The organism is Haloplanus sp., assembly GCF_028275055.1.
Classification (GTDB): domain Archaea; phylum Halobacteriota; class Halobacteria; order Halobacteriales; family Haloferacaceae; genus Haloplanus.
The window spans coordinates 40716-58274 of sequence record NZ_JAQCNJ010000006.1 but is presented as its reverse complement, the minus strand read 5'-3'; the positions used below and the strand labels follow the sequence as shown (position 1 = coordinate 58274).

General features: G+C 66.6%; 16 protein-coding genes. 5 read left to right on the top strand and 11 right to left on the bottom strand.

The annotated features are described in order from the left end of the window. Window positions 1-96: 96 nt before the first annotated feature. Entirely contained in the window at window positions 97-555 is a 459-nt protein-coding gene (locus tag Q0925_RS00665) for an NOB1 family endonuclease (RefSeq protein ID WP_299330742.1), read from the bottom strand. Then, window positions 556-801: a PRC-barrel domain-containing protein gene (locus Q0925_RS00660; RefSeq protein WP_299330740.1), complete on the bottom strand. Its 246-nt coding sequence runs from the start codon at window positions 799-801 to the stop codon at window positions 556-558. 134 nt (window positions 802-935) lie between these two features. Here Q0925_RS00660 and infB point away from each other — a divergent pair, with 134 nt between their 5' ends. Beyond that, entirely contained in the window at window positions 936-2738 is a 1803-nt protein-coding gene (gene infB, locus Q0925_RS00655; protein ID WP_299330738.1) for a translation initiation factor IF-2, read from the top strand. Window positions 2739-3083: 345 nt separating this feature from the next. Here the strand turns inward: infB and Q0925_RS00650 are convergent, their stop codons facing one another. From Q0925_RS00650 to Q0925_RS00630, 5 genes are all read right to left on the bottom strand, one after another. Beyond that, entirely contained in the window at window positions 3084-3467 is a 384-nt protein-coding gene (locus Q0925_RS00650; protein WP_299330865.1) for a DUF5811 family protein, read from the bottom strand. A gap of 227 nt (window positions 3468-3694) precedes the next feature. Next, the gene (pan2, locus tag Q0925_RS00645; RefSeq protein ID WP_299330737.1) at window positions 3695-4924 is read right to left on the bottom strand and encodes a proteasome-activating nucleotidase Pan2; all 1230 of its coding nucleotides are present in this window, start codon (window positions 4922-4924) and stop codon (window positions 3695-3697) included. Between the two features lie 119 nt (window positions 4925-5043). Beyond that, window positions 5044-6837 (bottom strand): oligoendopeptidase F, encoded by a 1794-nt coding sequence (pepF, locus tag Q0925_RS00640; protein WP_299330734.1) that lies wholly within the window; start codon window positions 6835-6837, stop codon window positions 5044-5046. A gap of 41 nt (window positions 6838-6878) precedes the next feature. After that, entirely contained in the window at window positions 6879-8186 is a 1308-nt protein-coding gene (locus tag Q0925_RS00635; RefSeq protein ID WP_299330732.1) for a tRNA pseudouridine(54/55) synthase Pus10, read from the bottom strand. A 43-nt stretch (window positions 8187-8229) separates the two neighbouring features. Next, window positions 8230-8754 carry a DUF4112 domain-containing protein gene (locus Q0925_RS00630; protein WP_299330730.1) on the bottom strand — a complete coding sequence of 175 codons (525 nt, stop codon included), beginning with the start codon at window positions 8752-8754 and terminating at the stop codon, window positions 8230-8232. A 92-nt stretch (window positions 8755-8846) separates the two neighbouring features. On the opposite strand from Q0925_RS00630, the gene Q0925_RS00625 reads away from it, so the two are divergent. The 3 genes from Q0925_RS00625 to purQ all read left to right on the top strand — a co-directional run bounded on the left by Q0925_RS00625 (window position 8847) and on the right by purQ (window position 11024). Then, window positions 8847-9860 (top strand): phosphoribosylaminoimidazolesuccinocarboxamide synthase, encoded by a 1014-nt coding sequence (locus Q0925_RS00625; RefSeq protein ID WP_299330728.1) that lies wholly within the window; start codon window positions 8847-8849, stop codon window positions 9858-9860. A 223-nt stretch (window positions 9861-10083) separates the two neighbouring features. After that, entirely contained in the window at window positions 10084-10335 is a 252-nt protein-coding gene (gene purS, locus Q0925_RS00620) for a phosphoribosylformylglycinamidine synthase subunit PurS (protein ID WP_299330726.1), read from the top strand. Beyond that, on the top strand, window positions 10332-11024 hold the full coding sequence (gene purQ, locus Q0925_RS00615; RefSeq protein WP_299330723.1) for a phosphoribosylformylglycinamidine synthase I: 693 nt from the start codon (window positions 10332-10334) through the stop codon (window positions 11022-11024). Before purS ends, purQ begins: the two co-directional genes overlap by 4 nt. Here the strand turns inward: purQ and Q0925_RS00610 are convergent. From Q0925_RS00610 to Q0925_RS00600, 3 genes are all read right to left on the bottom strand, one after another. After that, window positions 11021-13237, bottom strand: a complete 2217-nt coding sequence (locus Q0925_RS00610; RefSeq protein WP_299330722.1) for a hypothetical protein — start codon at window positions 13235-13237, stop codon at window positions 11021-11023. The genes purQ and Q0925_RS00610 overlap by 4 nt on opposite strands. 148 nt (window positions 13238-13385) lie before the next feature. Further along, a complete protein-coding gene (locus Q0925_RS00605) occupies window positions 13386-14456 on the bottom strand; it encodes an archaeosine biosynthesis radical SAM protein RaSEA (protein WP_299330719.1) in 1071 nt (356 codons plus the stop codon). Between the two features lie 62 nt (window positions 14457-14518). Then, the gene (locus tag Q0925_RS00600; RefSeq protein ID WP_299330717.1) at window positions 14519-14884 is read right to left on the bottom strand and encodes a VanZ family protein; all 366 of its coding nucleotides are present in this window, start codon (window positions 14882-14884) and stop codon (window positions 14519-14521) included. 118 nt (window positions 14885-15002) lie between these two features. On the opposite strand from Q0925_RS00600, the gene Q0925_RS00595 reads away from it, so the two are divergent. Further along, on the top strand, window positions 15003-16937 hold the full coding sequence (locus Q0925_RS00595; RefSeq protein WP_299330714.1) for an aldehyde ferredoxin oxidoreductase family protein: 1935 nt from the start codon (window positions 15003-15005) through the stop codon (window positions 16935-16937). Between the two features lie 49 nt (window positions 16938-16986). Here Q0925_RS00595 and Q0925_RS00590 read toward each other — a convergent pair whose 3' ends face one another. Then, the gene (locus tag Q0925_RS00590; RefSeq protein WP_299330710.1) at window positions 16987-17544 is read right to left on the bottom strand and encodes an NUDIX hydrolase; all 558 of its coding nucleotides are present in this window, start codon (window positions 17542-17544) and stop codon (window positions 16987-16989) included. Window positions 17545-17559: the final 15 nt, after the last annotated feature.

The window sequence follows — 17559 nt, the reverse complement described above, 5'->3', positions numbered from 1 at the left end:
CGGGTGGACGGGAAAGGCATCACGAAGGCGCGGTGTCGTGTTTCGTTGGGGAGAGGCGACGAGGCCCGGGCGGCCCGAGGGCGCGGCGCTCGCCTCTCAGGCGGGGTTCTTTCGCGAGAGGTCGCTCCCACAGATGGGACAACGGTCGCGGTGGTCGTCGAACTCGCGGCCACAACCTTGGCACTGGAACCGCCAGTCGCGTTGTTCGGAGATGCCCTCACGGGCGATCACCTCGACGACGACGCCGAGATGTTCGGCGACGTTCTGCATCGCGTAGTCGTCGGTGACGAGCGTCCCGTCGAGTTCGAAGGCGGTGGCGACGAGACGCACGTCGGTATCGGAGAGTTCCTCGCCGTCACCCGTCTCGATGGCCGCCCGTTCGATGGTCTCGACGGTGTTGTCGGCCGGGATGTGGATGTGCATCCCCGCACCCTCCATGGCGTCGAAGCGGTAGGCGCTCTCGTCTTCGAGTTCCTCCTCAACCGCGGGGATGGAAGCCATCGACTCTGAGGTGTGGTACTCGTGGATAAACGCTGAGGAGTCGAGAACGTGCATCTACCGGTCGATAACGATATAGTCTTTCACCGCTTGCACACGGGAGACGGGGACGTGGAGTCGCCCCTGGTCGTCCTGCTGGAAGCGGGAGTCGGACGCGGAGAACTGTTCGTTGGGAGACACGAGCAGGTCGTTCAGCGCGCCAGTGTTCAGGTTCATCGTGATGTTGTACAACATCCCGAGTTCGGTTCCATCGGAACCCATCACGGACTTCCCCGAAAGGTTTTCCGCGAGTACGTTGGACATGGGCGTGATATTCGAGGGCACGAACTTAAACGCCACGGGGCCGACACCGCAGCGAGCGGCGTGAGGGGATGTTGAAAGACTTAACTTCGGTCCACGGCTCTTGCCCACTAAGCAACCTTCTGTCGGGGGACACCATGTCAGATTCGGACACACGCGACCGACCGGACGCACTTCGAACCCCCATCGTCGCCGTGCTCGGGCACGTCGACCACGGGAAGACCAGCCTGCTTGATACGATCCGCGGCTCGGCGGTCAGTGAGGGCGAGGCCGGCGCGATAACCCAGCACATCGGGGCGACTGCGGTCCCCCTCGACACCATCTCGGGGATCGCCGGCAGCCTCGTCGATCCCGACGACTTCGATCTGCCCGGGCTGTTGTTTATCGACACGCCCGGCCACCACTCCTTCTCGACGCTTCGTTCGCGCGGCGGCGCACTCGCCGACATCGCTATTCTCGTCGTCGACGTAAACGACGGCTTCCAGCCCCAGACCGAGGAGGCCATCGACATTCTCAAACGGACCGGGACGCCGTTTGTCGTCGCGGCCAACAAGATCGACACCACACCGGGGTGGAACCCACAGGACGGCGAGCCGATACAGGTCTCCTACGAGTCACAGAGCGATCGCGCCCGCTCCCGACTCGACGAAAACCTCTACGAGATCATCGGCCAACTCTCCGACTCGGGCTTCTCGGCCGACCTCTACTGGCGGGTCCAAGACTTCCAAGGCAACATCGGTGTCGTCCCCGTCTCCGCGATGACCGACGAGGGGGTCCCTGACCTCCTGACCGTGTTGATGGGGTTGTCACAGCGGTACATGAAAGAACAGATGACGATCGACGTGGACGGCCCTGGCGCGGGGACGGTCCTTGAGGTGAAAGAGGAGAAAGGCTTCGGCACCACCCTCGATGCGGTGATGTACGACGGGACGATCCGCGAGGGCGACGAGATCGTCGTCGGGGGGACCGGCGACCCCATCGTGACCGAGGTGCGAGCGCTCCTCCAACCCAAGCCGCTGGCCGAGATCCGCGCGGAGAAGCGGTTCGGACGGGTCGACGCCGTCGCCGCCGCCGCCGGGGTGAAGATCGCCGCCCCCGATCTAGCCGAGGCCATGGCCGGCGCTCCCGTCCGGGTCGTTCGCGACCGCGAGCGGGCGGCCGTCGCCGCGGATGTAGAGTCCGAACTCGCCGAGATCGAGGTCGAGACCGAGGAGAACGGCGTCGTCGTCAAAGCCGACACGCTCGGCAGTCTGGAGGCGATCGCAAACGCTCTCGTCGATGCCGAGGTGCCGATCCTTCGGGCGGAGGTCGGCGACGTGGCCCCCCGCGACGTGGCCGTCGCCAGCACCGCCGACGGCGCCGAACATCAAGTGATCCTCGGGTTCAACGTCGACGTTCTCGCGAACGCCGAGCGCGAACTCGAGGAGGGCGGCGTACGTTTGTTCCACGACGACGTGATCTACCAACTGGTCGAGGACTACGAGACGTTTATCGAGGAACGCCAGCGCGCCCAACAGGAGACCGTTCTCGACAAGATCGTCCGGCCCGCCCGCTTCCGGATCCTTGACGACCACGTCTTCCGCCAGTCCGACCCCGCCGTCGTCGGCGTCGAGGTGCTCTCGGGCACCCTCCAGAACAACTCCTACGTCGGCGGCTTCGACGGCAACGAGTTCGACCGTGTCGGTCAGTTGAGCGGCATCCAGAAACAGGGCGACGACGTCGACGAGGCGCGGGCGGGCGAACGCGTCAGCGTCGCCATCGACGGCCCGACCGTCGGCCGCGGGATCGACGAGGGTGATGAGCTCTGGGTCGACGTGCCCGAGAAACACGCGAAGATCCTCGAACAGGAACTGACCGACGAAATCGCCGCCGACGAACTCGAGGCGCTCCAAGGCTTTCTCGACAACCACCGGCGGCGGGATCCGTTCTGGGGGAAGTAAGCCGAGCCGCGCCCGGACCGATGGCCCGAAGTAACGTATCCATATTATTTACGGTGGTTTTTTGAACGTTCGGTCGACTCCTCAGATACGCTCGGCGAAACGTTTTAGTTTACAAATTAGCAATCAAAAGGTGGAGTGAGTACGTATGAGCGTTCAAACGCCCCAGAGCGACAGTATCAGCCTACCGACAACACCGTCCCGGTATGACCTGTTGCTGGCACTGCTCCCGGTGCCGTTGCTTCTCGGGGCGTTCGTGTCGGCGGTGACGGCGACACCGACGGCCGTCGGCGCTCCTGTTCTGTTATGCGGTCCTGATCGCCCCGCCGACGGCGAACGAGAAAAACGTCAGCGAGCGGTCGGCGTGATACCGTCGCCGACGGCATCCATCACCTGAAGCGCGGCGCTCGCGGCCAGTCCGCGCGCGACCTCGTCGCGTTCGTCGGTCTCCAGTCCGGTTTCGAGATCGTCGAGGTCGGGCGCGAACCCCGCGCTCACGGGATGGCCCGCCGGCGGACGGACGGCGACGGTTGCCGTCGGTCCGTTCGACCCGTAGGATAGCTCCGACCCGACGGTGTAACTGTCGGGCAGGTACGATCGGGTCTGTGAGACGATTCCCGCCACGGCCCGCTGGAGGGACTGTCGCTGGTTCTGAGTGAGTTCGACGTCCGTCGACCGCTGTCCGGCGTCGACGACTCCCGGCGCGCCTCCGTACGGCGTGTTTCCATTCATCGCAGTCGTTTCAGGTAGGGGGAGCGCGGCTAAAAAGCCGTCGGCGCTCCGGACGATGTGGGCGGTACGGACCTTCGAGCGCCGTGTATCGGAGGTCATGCCGACGACACACGCCGGCGGGCACGGCGGTCCGTCCGAGAACCGACACCACGGTACGCGGCGGTTGCCCGGAACCGACCACCGAAGAACGGGTCGAGAAAAAGCGATCCGTCGGGAACCGGTCGGACTCAGTACTGGTAGTCAGTGAAAGCCATCACCGGGCCGGAGTCCTCGTTGTCCTCGATTTTCGCCTTTGCGTCGCGGAAGTCGGCCATCGTGACGAGGGTGCGGTCGTCGCGGATGGCGAACATCCCGGCCTCCGTCGCGAGGGAGGCGAGGTCGGCGCCGCTGTAGTCGTCGAGATCGTCGGCCAGTTCCGCGAAGTCGACGTCGTCGTCGACGTTCATGTCGCGGGTGTGGATGCTGAGGATCTGAGCGCGGCCCTCGGCGTCGGGCTTTGGCACCTCGATGAGCCGGTCGAACCGGCCGGGGCGGAGAATCGCCTCGTCGAGCATGTCGAACCGGTTGGTCGCGGCCATGATCCGAATCTCGCCGCGGTCGTCGAAGCCGTCCATCTCGGAGAGCAGTTGCATCATCGTCCGCTGGACCTCGGCGTCGCCGGAGGTCTTCGAGTCCGTCCGCTTGGCGGCGACGGAGTCGATCTCGTCGATAAAGATGACCGCCGGCTGGCGCTCCTCGGCGAGTTCGAAGAGATCACGGACCAGTCGGGACCCCTCGCCGATGAACTTCCGGACGAGTTCGGAGCCGGCCATTTTGATGAATGTGGCGTCCGTCTCGTTGGCGACGGCCTTTGCGAGCATCGTTTTCCCCGTCCCCGGCGGGCCGTGGAGCAGGACACCCGACGGCGGATCGACGCCGACCTTTTCGAACAGTTCCGGCGTCAACAGGGGGTCCTCGACGGCCTCGCGCACCTCGCGCACCTGGTCGCCGATGCCGCCGATGTCGTCGTAGGTGACCGTCGGCGACTCCTCGACCTCCATGGCTTGTGCTCGCGAATCCGTCTCGTCGTCGAGAATCGCCTGCACGCTGAAGGAGTCGTTGACGGCGACGCGGTCGCCCGCAGCGAGTTCCTTTCGGATGCGCGGGGACGGTTCGGTGAGCACCTCCTGATTGTTGCCGTGCTGTTTGATGATGACGCCGTCGTCGGCCACCTCTTCGACGGTGGCAACGTACAGTGACGAGGTCTTCAGCACCTCGTTTCGGCGCTTGAGATGGTCGACCTCTTCCATCAGTTCCTCGCGACGGTCGTCGGTTTCATCGAGCCGCTCTGCCAGTTCCTCGTTGACGCGGATCATCCGCTCGTAATGTTGCTGGATGGCGTCCAGCCGCTCCGCGTCGGACATCTCGGGATCCAGATCCAACCGCGGGCGGTCCGGAAGCGACGGACTCCGTGACATTGGTTATCTTTCCTAAGTAGCGGGTGTAAATGGGCCTTTGGGTACGCGAACCCGGACGCGAACCCCGACTGACACCGCCGGTGGGACGCACCCGTGATCCCGAGGGAGTACCGGGCTGTCTACCGGATCAGCCGTTCCATCTCGTCCAGCGTCTCGTCGTATGTCGAAAGCGCCGTCTCGATGTACCCCGCGTCGGTCGTGTCCACGCCGGCCTGCTCCAGGATTTCGGCGGGATACGCGGAGCCACCCATCCGCAGGGCTTCGCGGTAGTCCGCGGCGGCGTTCTCGCCCTCGGACCGGATCCGGTCGACGATTGCCGTCGCCGCGCTGATACCCGTGCTGTACTGGTAGACGTAGTAGCCGTAGTAGAAGTGGGGGATCCGCATCCACTCGCGGGCAATCCGGTCGTCGACGACCGCGGGTTCGTAGAACGCCTCTTTCAACTCGCGGTACAGGTCGTCGAACCGGTCGGGGGTGAGCGCGCCGTCGTTCTCGACGGTCTCGTGGATCCGGAGTTCGAACTCCGCGAACATGGTCTGGCGAAACAACGTCGACCGGAAGCGTTCGAGGTACTCGTCGAGAACGTGTCGGCGGAGCGTGTCGTCGTCGACGGTCTCCAGCAGGTGGTGGGTGAGCAGCGTCTCGTTGACCGTACTCGCCACCTCGGCGACGAAGATGTCGTAGTCGCTGTACTGCCACGGCTGGGCTTCGTTGGCCAACTCCGAGTGCATCGAGTGGCCGAGCTCGTGGGCCAGTGTGTACATCGACGACACGTCGTTCTGGTAGTTCATGAGGATGAACGGCTGGGTGTCGTACGTGCCCGCCGAGAACGCACCCGAGCGCTTGCCGCGGTTCTCGTAAACGTCGACCCACCGGGAGTCGAGTCCCTCGGCCAGCCGTTCCTGATACGCCTCGCCGAGCGGTTCGACCGCGTCGACGACGTACTCGACCGCCTGTCCGTAGGGGATCGACGGCGGCTCCCCGTCGGCCATCGACGCGTAGAGGTCCCACATCCGCAGGTCGTCGACACCGAGCGCGGTGGCTTTGAGGTCGGCGTGACGGTGGAGGTAGTCGAGGTTCTCCCGAACGGTGTCGACGAGCGTGTCGTAGGCGTCGATAGGGACGTTCGGCCCGTCGAGCGCCGCCTCGCGGGCGGTGTCGTAGTTGCGGGCGCGAGCGAGCTTCACGTCCGAGGTCACGCTCTTTTTCAACGCCGTCCCGACGCCGTTGCGCACGTCCGCCCAGTGGTCGTAGAAAACCTCGTGGACCTCGCGGCGGAACGAGCGGTTTGGATGCTTCTGGAGTTTGGTGAAGTTGCCAAGCGTGATCTCCACGTCCTCGCCGTCAGGGTTCTCGACGGTCGGGAACTCCATATCGGCGTTCGAGAGCATGGAGTAGACGTCGCTCGCGGCGTCGGTCACGTCCGAGAGGTCCGCGAGCAGCTCCTCGACCTCCTTCGAACGGGTGTGTGGCTTCGCGCGAAGCACGTCGTCGAAGTAGTGGTCGTATTCGGCGAGAACAGGTTCGGTCTCGACGAAGTCGTCGAGTTCCGCGCGGTCGAGGGCCTGTAGTTCCGGCCGAACAAAGCTCGCGGCGCTCCGGGCGTCGGCCGCGAGCGACTCCGCCCGGGCCGACATGGCCTGGTACTCGCCGTCTCTCGTGTCCTCGCTACTCCGGAGGCTGGCGTATGTCGACACCGTCGACACGTCCCGCAGGAGATCCTCCCGCAGTTCGAGCAGTTCGAGCAGCGTCTCCGGGCTCTCGGTCACCCGCCCCTCGTACACCGAGAGGTCGTCGATCCGGTCGCTGATGTCGGCGAGGGCCGTCTCCCAGTCCTCGTCGCTCGCGAAGATGCTCTCCAGATCCCACTTGTTCTCGTCGTCGATCTCGCTCCGTTCAGGAACCGAACTCATCGGGTCAGCGTTGGGGAGCGGTCGTCGTAAGCGTTCGTGTGTTACACAAAGTACTCCCCGTTCTCGAAGGAACCTGCCTCGCCCTCGACGGCGAGAACGTCGAGGGCGGTGACGCGTGCGCCGACACCGAGCAGCCCCGCCAGACTCGGCTCTGTCCGGCCGTCGTCGCCCGAGACGAGTTCCTTTACGTAGAGTCCGCCGGCCCCGTGGACCTCGACGGTCGCGTGGCGTGGATCCTCGAACTCACCGTCGGCGTCGTACACCTCGCGGGTCCGAGTCATGCTCGCCCGGCGGTGGTCGACCCGGCTCGGCGTCTCCTGTTCGACCGTCGCGCCGTCGAGACTCGCAAGCGCCGCGTCGAGGGCGTCCGCCTCGATGTCGGCGTCGAACGCGACGGCGGCGCGGTAGGTCTTGCTCGCGTCGAGTCGTTTCACGCGCTCGACCATCTCGTAGGTCGCGAGACGGAGCCCCTCGACCTCCACCGCGCCGTCGGCAAAGGCGTTCACGTCCGCCTCGAGACGGTCGACGTCGACACGGCGGCGGCGGGGCTCTTTCACCTCGATGACGAAGGGGCGACCGGTGCCGAGCATCCTGGCGTCCACGTCCTCGCGACCCGCGCCGTGAAAGAGGGCGTCGACGCCGTCCATCACGTCCTCGACGACCGGTGCGGTGAGTTCCTCCACGCTGCGCTCGTAGAGGTAGCCCGACCCGCCGCAGTGGTCACAGGGCTCGCGTCCCTGCCGGCCGCTCCCCTGACACTCCCGGCAGGGCCACTCGGTCTGTGGGATGTCGCGTTCGAGTTTCCGGTACCGGCCGTAGACGAACGCGGAGTTGATCTCCGCCTCGACCCGGTCGGCGTCGAGGTCGACGATGAACTGCACGTCCGGCCGCTCGAACTCCACCTCGGCGTCGACGAGACGGCCGACGCGTTTGCCGACCTCGCGGTTGAACTCCATTTTGAACGGCTCGCCCGCGGCGTCGCCGTCGGGGGCAAGCGCCATCTCGGGGTCGCGTCCCACCTCCTCACGGAGCAGTCGCTCGTTTTCCTCGATCAGCGGCGGCGTCCGGGTGCCGACCTGATAGGTGTCGAACTCGACGTTCCCGACGGTGTCGGCGGCGCGGGCGGCCCAGTCGTCGAACTCGCCACACCGCCCCTCACAGACCCAGCAGTCCTCGACGGTGACGGGGTCGAAATCGTCGTCGTCGTCGAGGGCGACGGCGACGCGGAGCGACCGCCCACGTTCGGCGTTGGTCAGTCCGAAACTCCGGTCGGCGAAGACGCGCCCGAGACAGGCGTCACAGACGGGGCCGGTCGCGGCGAGCCGTCGGGCGTCGTCGAGAAGGCTCATACCGGTCGGGAGGTCGGCTCGCGTAACTGTCTTGCCATTCCGCTCAGACCATGCCGGCGAGCCACCAGCCGAGCGCGACAACCCCGGCGAGACCGAGACAGCCGAGGCAGGCGACGAGAACGCCGGCTCGTTGCAGGTACCGGCGGTCGGCCGCCGCGCTCTCGGGGTCGGCGAGACGGGCATCGAGCAGGCGGGTCGACCGCAGGTTCGCCTTCCAGTAGGCGTCGAACAGATCGCCGAGAAGCGGAACCGACCCGACGGTGGCGTCGAGCCAGAGCGTCAGGACGATCCGGCCGAGCGTCGCCCGCGGGACGCCCGTTCGGACGGCAACGGCGAGAACGTACGCCGAGAACACGAGGCCGGCGGCGTCGCCGGCGACGGGGAGGAGGCCAAGCAAGGGTTCGACACCGACGCGGTAGGTGGTGCCGGGGATCCGGATGGAGTCGTCGAGAAAATGACTCAGGCCACGGAGGCGCCGGAGGTCGGCCGCAACGTCCGGATCGAGGTCGGACCCCGCTGACCCTGGGTCGGCGGGGACCTCCTCCGGCGGGGCGGGGGGACGTGACACGCTCGTACCGTGGCGCGCCGTCGTAAAATCGTTCGGGGGTCGGGGGCGTCGGAACTGAAAGCTTCTTGCCGACGGCGCGCGCGAACGCCACCATGACGAGCGTCAAGGAGTTCCGCGTCGAGCGCGAACCCACGGCGACGGCGACGGGGCGGGGGCGCTTCGACTTCACCGACGACTACTCCGTGTTCGATTGGGGGGCGATGCCCGACCGAATCCCCAAAAAGGGACGGAGCCTTTGTACGATGGGTGCGTTCAACTTCGAACTGCTGGAATCAGAGGGTGTGTCGACCCACTACCGTGGCGTGGGACCGGACGCGGTGCAGTTGTCGGCCGTCGACGACGCGCCACGGGAACTCGCTATCGAACTCGTTCGGGTGCCGGATCTGCCCTTCGAGGAGGGCGCGTACGACTACGACGCCTTCCACCGCGCGGCCGGGAACAACTACCTGATCCCGCTGGAGATCGTTTTTCGCAACACAGTCCCGGTGGGATCGAGCCTCCGGCGGCGTGGCAAACCGCGCGAGTACGGTCTCGACCGCGGCGACTGGCCCGAGGAGCCGGTCGACCTGCCGGACCCTGTGGTGGAGTTCTCGACGAAGTACGAGGAACAGGACCGGTATCTCGACAGGGCCGAGGCCAACCGTATCGCCGGCGCGGCCGCCCTCGACGACCTCGACGTTCTCGCCCGCGAGGTGAACCGCGTCGTCACCGACCGCGCCGAGAACGCCGGGTTCGTCCACGAGGACGGCAAGATCGAGTGTTGCTACGTCGACGGGGAGGTGAAGGTGGCCGACGTGGTGGGGACGTTCGACGAGAATCGCTTTGCCTACGACGGTCAGGAGGTGTCGAAGGAGGTGGTTCGCCAGTACTACAAGCGGGCCGACCCCGGGTGGGTCGAGGCGGTGAGCGAGGCAAAGGCCGAGGCCGACCGTCTGGATGTCGCCGACTGGCGCGACCGCTGTGCCGCCGACCCCGACCCGCTTCCGGCGTCGGTCGTGACCGCCGTCTCGGATCTGTACGCCGCTGGCGCGAACGCCTACACCGGGGGGTCGTGGTTCGACGCTCCGCCGGTTACGGACGCCGTCGACGCCGTCCGCACCCTGTAACTACGGACCGACGCCGGGCCGTGGCTGGTCGTACAGCAGGCTCGTCGTGAACCGGTAGACCGCCGCCGAGACGAGCAGCGACCGAAAGCACAGACAGAGATGGTGGAGTCGGTCGGGTTACTGGACGGCCATACGAACGCTAGCGGGCCGAGCGATCTACGCCGTTCGGCCGGAGGCCGGCACTCCAAAACGGCTTTGCCTCGTGGCCACCCACGGTCGACCGATGACGGCATACACCGCGACGGTCACGATCCGGCTCAAGCGCGGGGTTCTCGATCCGGAGGCCGAAACGACACAGCAGGCGCTCGAACGACTCGGGTTCGAACTCGACGACCTCCGGTCGACCGACCGGTTCGAGATCGACCTCGACGCCGAGAACAGTGAGGCGGCGCGCGACCGCGCCGACGAGATGGCCGAGCGACTGCTGGCGAACCCGACCATCCACGACTACGAGGTTGAGGTTTCGGGCCGATGACGGTCGCAGTGCTCCAGTTCGGCGGGAGCAACTGTGACCGCGACTCCGTTCGCGCGCTGTCTCACCTCGGGATCGACGCCGAACGCGTCTGGTACGAGAACGGCCTGCCCGAGAACGCGACCGGTGTGTTGCTCCCCGGCGGCTTCTCCTACGGCGACTATCTCCGGGCAGGGGTGATGGCCGCACGCACGCCGGTCATCGACGCGGTGTGCGAGGCGGCGAGCGAGGGCATTCCGGTCCTCGGCGTCTGTAACGGCGCACAGATCGGCTGTGAAGCCGGTCTTACCCCGGGCGCGTTCACCGTCAACCGGAGCGCGCGTTTCCAGTGTGAACGGGTCCACGTCCGGGTCGAGACGACCGAGTCGCCGTGGACGCGGGGGTACGACGAGGGCGACGTACTGGAACTCCCTATCGCCCACGGCGAGGGCCGATTCGAGGCTGACGACGACACCCACGAGCGACTGATAGAGGACGACCGGATCCTGCTTCGGTACTGCGACGCCGAGGGCGTGGTCACCGACGACGCCAACCCCAACGGCTCGCGGGACAACGTCGCCGGCGTCGTCGGCGAGAAACGAACGACAGCGGTGATGATGCCCCACCCCGAACGGGCGACACTCCCCGACCTCGGTGGGACGGACGGGGCGGTGCTCCTGCGTGGGTTCGGGGCCACGTCGGCGACCGTCTAAAGTTTTTTCGCGGCGGTCGCCTGGTTCGTCCGTCGCTGGGCCTCCCGCAACTGCCGATCCGTCGCGGCCGCCCGGTCGGCCGGCAGCGTCTCGCGGAGCCCATCGAAGCGTTCGATGGCGCGGTCAAGGTTCGACGCGAGCGCCGAGAGTGCCCGATCCGATCCACCCCGGTCACCCGCCTCGGCCCGGTCGGCCGCGCGGCCCGCCGCGCCACTGACCGCTTCCAGCGCCCGGAGCAAGCCGCCGAAGGTCTGGGTCGTCCCCCCGCCACCGGTCGTGTCGTCGTCGTCGCCGCCCTCGTCCGCGTCGTCGTCGTCATCGTCATCGTCCCCCACCTCGCCGAGGCGGTCCGTTGTCTCCGCGACCAGCGTTTCGACGAACGACGCCAGCGACGCCGTCCCCGTCCGTGGGCGGTCGATCCGGACCGGATCGGTCCCGGAGGGGTTGACCCGGAATGCGCCGACTGCGTCGTCGACGTCGCGGACCTCCGCCGTGTACGCCCCGCCGCGGTGGATGTAGACGGCGTCGGGACCGTCGACCGACGCCTCGTACAGTCGGCCGCCGAAGTCGTCGTCGACAGCGAGGGTGGATAGATCCGCGTCGGTGCCGTCGGCGTCGACCTCGAGTTTGGTCGCTTCGCCCGCAGGAACGAGGGGAATCTCGCCCTCGACGCCCGCGAGGGTGACGGCGTTGGTCCCGTCGGCGTCGGCGGCGGCGGTGACCGTGGTCGTGGTCGTGGCCGTATCGGTCGCCGCCTCCGTCTCGCCCCCGCCGACCGTTACCGGTTCCGTGTGGGGAGCGACGCCGGCCCCGTTGACCGTCAACCGGTGGTCGCCGGCCTCGACGCCACGGAGCATCGCAACCCCGCGAAACGTCGGTGCGGCGACGGGGTCACTCTGGAGAAGGGTTACCGCCTCGACGGAGGCGTCGGTCGTCTCGACACCCTCGTCGTCGGGGGCGACCGGCGACCGGACCGTCTCGGACACCGTCGCGACGAGGTCGTTGATCGGCCCGGGCGGCGAGACGGCGTCGTAGCGGTCGGACAGTTCCGACCGGTGTGCGGGTTCAGTGATATCCGCGACCGGATCGTTGTACCGCTGTTGATTCCACGGCGTCCCCGCGGTCGTGATATGACCCGCGATGGCGTCCTCGGCGAGTTCCGGAACCGCAAACTCGAAACTCAATCGCGGCCCGGTGAACTCGTCGATGGTCTCGAGGTCACGGGTCGGGACGAGGTCGTAGGTCACGTCGCCGTCGTCTTCGTTTGTGGGGGCGAAAACGAGGCCCGTCTCCCGGGACGGGAGGTCGGTCGGGGGCGAGGAGAGGGCGTCGAACGACCGGACGGTCAACGGCCGGGGGACGAGAGCGTCGCGGTCGACGGCGGGCAGATCGGGGTGTTCGTGGACCGGCGTGCCGTCGAGTTCGGGAACGACGTATGGGAGTCGGAGACCCTCGTCCCGGGGGAGGCCGTAGGCCGCCGGGAGGTCGGCCAACTGCTCGACCGCGTCGAGCGCTCGGTTCGTGATGTCGGCCGGCAGGGTATCGAGGGGTAGACGCTGGAAGCTGTTTCGGCGGTCGTTCAGCGACAGCGCACTGGAGTGGGAACCGAGTTCCGAGAGAACCCGAGGCACGCGGTCCGGGTCCGGGTCGAGGTGTTCGTTGTTCGGCACCCGTTCGGAGTGCGAACTCGCGACGAACAGTTGTGGGTCGTCGGTGCCGGTGTCGACAAACACGTGTAACACCTCCCAGTCGTGCCAGTGGAAGTTGGTGGTGAACTGGTCGAACGCGAAGTAGTACCAGAACTGGACAACGGCGAGCGGTGAGTCCGCGTACTCGACGACGTGGTAGAACACCGTCGGCTCCGGGGGGTCGCCTGCCTCGTCGTGCCGACTCGTGTACCCGTTGAGGGCGTCGAAGCCGTCGACAACCGTCCGGCCGTCGCGTTCACTCGTGTACGGCCGGGGGTCGGTCGGAAGCCACTGCTCGGCGGTGTCGAACGCGAAGGTCGGCGCGAACCGCTCGGCCAGCCTGCTCGCCGTCTCGGGGTCGGCTGTCGTCGTGGGGGTCGGGTCCTCACCGCCGTCGCCGCCCCCGCCCCCGCCGTTCGAAGCCGGACAACCGGCCAGCGACGCGGTTCCGGCGCCCGCGAGGGCGGCGAGAAGCGACCGGCGGCCGAAGTCGAAGTCGAAGGCGTCGGCGTCAGTGTCGACCATTCGACTCACCCGGTTGTGTCGGGCCGGACGTGGGGAGGGTCGGGCGGCCGGGACAACCGCTCCGGGGTGAAGCCGGACGGTCGGCTGTGTGGGGCATAGAACAACCTGCGGCCGGCGAGCGAAAGGTGTTGTGGCGTGGGCGTGGTCGTCAGCGCGCAAGCGGCATCGCGTAACTCGTCTCGGCCTCAAGCACCGTCTGCCACGTCGCCTCGCAGTCACAGGACACCTGCTCGAATACGGTCGGGTCACCCCGGAGGCTGAAGTCCTTGATGGCCCGTTCGACCCGGCCGTCACACTCGCCGCAGTTGTGCGGCCCGCGGTCGCTGCCGCCGCCGACGGGGTCGGAGACGACGATGGCGTCGGTGTCGGCCGTTCGTTCGAGCACCTCGGCGACGGACCAGAGCCACGGCGGGCGGTATCCACCCTGGAAATAAAGATCGTCGACCATGGTGTAGCGCTGGACGTTACAAGGGTTCATCGAGACAGTGTGACAGTACTCCGCACACCGGCGCACGGAGGCGGTCATATCCTCGACGGCCTCGCGCTCCGAGAGAAAAGGGGGTTTCAACAGGAGGTACGCCTTCACGCCTGCACCGGCGGCGTCGGCCTCCCCGGTCGCGTCGACGAAGTCCTCGAAGTCGAAGTACTTGTTCACACAGTCGTGGCGCACGCGGTCGGTGGCGGTCTCCAGTCCGACCGCCACGTCGGTCGCGAGACCGTGATCGGTGAAATCGGCGAGTTTCCCGCGGTCGACGAAGTCGGGAAGCGACTCGACGACGATGCGTTCCCGGTCGGCGAAGGTGTCGGCGATTGCACGCCGACTCTCGGCGCCGACCTCGCGTTCGTCGAGAAAGGAGCCGGAGGTGTAGATCTTGATCAGGTCGGCGGGGTCGTCGGCGTTCTCGCGTTCGTGGGCGAGACAGGCGTCGATCTGGTCCATGAGGGCGTCGTGGGTGACCGAACCCCCCTCGACGGACTCGGCAACGTAGCCACACATCGTGCAACCGCCGGCCCGTGCCCAGCGACAGCCGCCGGTGTTGAGGATGATGGTCAGCGACTGTGAGACGCCGTCGGGCGTCTGGTCCTCGTCGATCCACACCCGCGTCGGCTCGTGGGGGTCGTACGTCTCGTTCTTGCGGGACCGGATTCCCCGCATCACCTGGTTGTGTGCGTCCATTCCCTTCCCCTGTTCGTACACGTCGGGGCTCGGTTCGCTCATTGCCGACGGTAGCCGGCCGACGCGTAAAGCGGCTTCGGGGTCGGTACAACGACAGGAGGGAGTTACCGCCGGGTCGGCGACACCCACGGACGGTACCGGGCGACGCGGGCAGCCGTCACACCGACGACCGAACCGACGGCGTTGAGAACGGCGTCGGCGACGCTGCCGGTGCGGTAGGCGATGCCTAACTGAACGAGTTCCACGCCCGCTCCGACGCCGGTCGCGACGGCGACGGCAGCGGCGGCACCGCGCCACCCAGGGCCGAACGAACGCCGGATGGCGGCGGCGAGAACGGCGTAGCCGACGAGGTGAAACGCCCAGGAGAACGCCGCCGTGTCGGCACCCGAGGACCCGAGCCAATCGGGGTTTACGACCGACCCCGAGATGAGGGCGAGTCCCACCGCGACCGTGATGATCGATCGGTGCATTAGTGACGCGTTTTCGTGACATTAGGCCGGCCTAAAACTTGTTACGAAACCAAACGTGATTACGTCGGCGGAGCAACGATTAACAGGTTGGAAGCGTAACCAACTAACGCACGTTACCATGACAGACTTGGGCGGATTCAGAGACAACGTGGCACAGGTCGACCTCAGTTCGGGCGACGTCTCCTACCGGAGCGTCGACGACGAGGACGCAAAGAAGTATATCGGCGGGCGTGGGCTCGGCGTCAAGTACGTTTTCGACGCCGGTCCCGACGTCGACCCGCTGGGGCCCGACAACCGCCTTGCGTTCATGAACGGGCCGCTGACCGGTTCACAGGCGGTTATGAGCGGCCGGATCGCGATCTGTACGAAGTCGCCGCTCACGGGGACGGTGACGGACTCCCACCACGGTGGCTGGTCCGGTGCTCGACTCAAGTGGGCCGGCTTCGACGGCATCCTCTTCGACGGCCAGACGGACGACCCCGTCTACGCCGTCGCAGAGGACGGCGAGATCGAACTCCATGACGCCTCCCACATCTGGGGGAAGGGCGTCCACGAGACGCGCGAGATCCTCGAGGAGGAGGTCGAGGGGTCCTACGGCAAGAACCTCTCCTGTATGGTCATCGGCCCGGCCGGCGAGAACGAGGTCCGCTACTCCTGTATCGTCAACGAGGACGACCGTGCCTCGGGCCGTGGCGGCACCGGTGCCGTGATGGGCAACAAGGGCGTCAAGGCCGTCGTCGTGAAAGCCGGTACGGAGATGCCCAAGCCTGCGGACTCCGATACGTTCGGTGAGGGTGCCCGGCAGGCGATGCAGGTCATCCAGGAGTCCGACGTCACCGCGCCCAACGAGGGTGCGCTCTCGATGTACGGGACGAACGTCCTAATGAACATCACCGAGGAGATGGACGGCCACCCGACAAAGAACGGCCAGTACACCTCCTCGTTCGCGATGAACGACGAGGAAGGGACCGACGTCACCGCCGAGAACATCAGCGGCGAGAACGTCCGCGAGAACATCCTGGTCAACGAGCCGACCTGTCACTCCTGCCCGGTCGCCTGTAAAAAGGAGGTCGAGGTCAACTACGAGCACAAGGGTCAGGACATGAACGTCCAGATGGAGTCCTACGAGTACGAGTCGGCGTGGGCCCTCGGGACCATGTCCGGCAACGACGACCGAGACTCCATCGCGATCATGATCGACCGGTGTAACGACGTGGGCGTCGACACCATCGACATGGGTAATATGCTGGCCATGGCGATGGAGATGACCGAGAAGGGCTACCTCGACGGCCTCGACGACGACATCGACTGGGGCGACGAGGAGCACATGATCGACCTCATCGAGGAGGTTGGCCACCGCAACAGCGAACTCGGCGACCTCCTCGCGAAGGGTCCGGAGCGCGCCGCCGAGGAGATGGACGCACACGACACCCGCCTCGACGTCAAGGGCCAGACCATCGCGGCCTACGACCCGCGCTGTATGAAGGGCATGGGCATCGGATACGCCACCTCGAACCGCGGTGCCTGCCACCTGCGCGGCTACACCCCGGCGGCCGAGATCCTCGGCATTCCGGAGAAGGTCGATCCCTACGACTGGGAAGGCAAGGGCGAACTCTGTGCCACCTTCCAAGACCTCCACGCCATCTCGGACTCGTTCGACATCTGCAAGTTCAACGCGTTCGCGGAGGGCATCGAGGAGTACATCAAACAGTACAACGGCATGACCGGCCGTGGCCTCACCGAAGAGGAACTCATGACGGCCGGCGAACGGGTGTACAACCTCGAACGCTACTTCAACAACCTCGCCGGCTTCGACGGCGCGGACGACTCGCTCCCGGGTCGGTTCGTCGAAGGCGACGACGAGGCCATCCCCGGTCAGGGTGGCTCCGAGGGCGAACTCTGCGAGCTCAGCGAGATGAAGACCGAGTACTACGAGCACCGTGGCTGGGAGGACGGCGTCGTCACCGACGACACGCTCGAACACCTCGACATCGACCTCGGCCCCGGCACGGGCGTCTCCGGCTCCAGCGGCCAGGCCCCGGCCGACGACTGAGGCTCCGGCCACCCCACGACTTCTTTATTTTTCAGTCGGTCAGCGACGGCTACGTGTCGGCGTCTCGTGCCCGAAGTTCGTATCCCGTGACCGCGGTGACAGCCCGCCCGTCCCACAGGTCATCGTCGAGGGCGGCCGCGAGGAGGTCGTCGTAGGCGGTCGTGGAGACGCGAATGCTCTCGTTGAAATCGAGATTGCGCGAGCCGGTGGGGGTACAGTCGTGGGCGACGACGTGGTGGTGGACCGAGTTTGCGATGCCGTTGGTCGGTTCGACCGAGAGGAGCCGCGACATCGATCCGGCCTCGTACCCCGTCTCCTCGCGGAGTTCGCGCCGGGCGGCCGTCTCGATATCCGGGTCGTCGTTCTCGACGGACCCGGCGGGGAGCCCGCGGTTCACTCGGCCGACCGCCTGTCGCCACTCGTCGATAACGACCACGTCGCCGTTCGGGGTGAACGGAAGGACAACCACAGCCGGGGACTCATCGACGTACTGGTAGTCGGTCTCGGTGCCGTCGGGCAGCGTTACCTCGTCGTCTCGCACGTCGAAGCCGGGACAGGAGTAGTCGATGGCCGAGTCGGTCGTCTCCCAGCGGAGGTCATCGTCCATACGGGACGTGGGGGA

Bases quoted from the DNA above. Each gene is read 5' to 3' on its own strand.
- Q0925_RS00665 (WP_299330742.1), bottom strand. From the start codon at position 555: ATGCACGTTCTCGACTCCTCAGCGTTTATCCACGAGTACCACACCTCA.
- Q0925_RS00660 (WP_299330740.1), bottom strand. From the start codon at position 801: ATGTCCAACGTACTCGCGGAAAACCTTTCGGGGAAGTCCGTGATGGGT.
- infB (WP_299330738.1), top strand. From the start codon at position 936: ATGTCAGATTCGGACACACGCGACCGACCGGACGCACTTCGAACCCCC.
- Q0925_RS00650 (WP_299330865.1), bottom strand. From the start codon at position 3,467: ATGAATGGAAACACGCCGTACGGAGGCGCGCCGGGAGTCGTCGACGCC.
- pan2 (WP_299330737.1), bottom strand. From the start codon at position 4,924: ATGTCACGGAGTCCGTCGCTTCCGGACCGCCCGCGGTTGGATCTGGAT.
- pepF (WP_299330734.1), bottom strand. From the start codon at position 6,837: ATGAGTTCGGTTCCTGAACGGAGCGAGATCGACGACGAGAACAAGTGG.
- Q0925_RS00635 (WP_299330732.1), bottom strand. From the start codon at position 8,186: ATGAGCCTTCTCGACGACGCCCGACGGCTCGCCGCGACCGGCCCCGTC.
- Q0925_RS00625 (WP_299330728.1), top strand. From the start codon at position 8,847: ATGACGAGCGTCAAGGAGTTCCGCGTCGAGCGCGAACCCACGGCGACG.
- purS (WP_299330726.1), top strand. From the start codon at position 10,084: ATGACGGCATACACCGCGACGGTCACGATCCGGCTCAAGCGCGGGGTT.
- purQ (WP_299330723.1), top strand. From the start codon at position 10,332: ATGACGGTCGCAGTGCTCCAGTTCGGCGGGAGCAACTGTGACCGCGAC.
- Q0925_RS00610 (WP_299330722.1), bottom strand. From the start codon at position 13,237: ATGGTCGACACTGACGCCGACGCCTTCGACTTCGACTTCGGCCGCCGG.
- Q0925_RS00605 (WP_299330719.1), bottom strand. From the start codon at position 14,456: ATGAGCGAACCGAGCCCCGACGTGTACGAACAGGGGAAGGGAATGGAC.
- Q0925_RS00600 (WP_299330717.1), bottom strand. From the start codon at position 14,884: ATGCACCGATCGATCATCACGGTCGCGGTGGGACTCGCCCTCATCTCG.
- Q0925_RS00595 (WP_299330714.1), top strand. From the start codon at position 15,003: ATGACAGACTTGGGCGGATTCAGAGACAACGTGGCACAGGTCGACCTC.
- Q0925_RS00590 (WP_299330710.1), bottom strand. From the start codon at position 17,544: ATGGACGATGACCTCCGCTGGGAGACGACCGACTCGGCCATCGACTAC.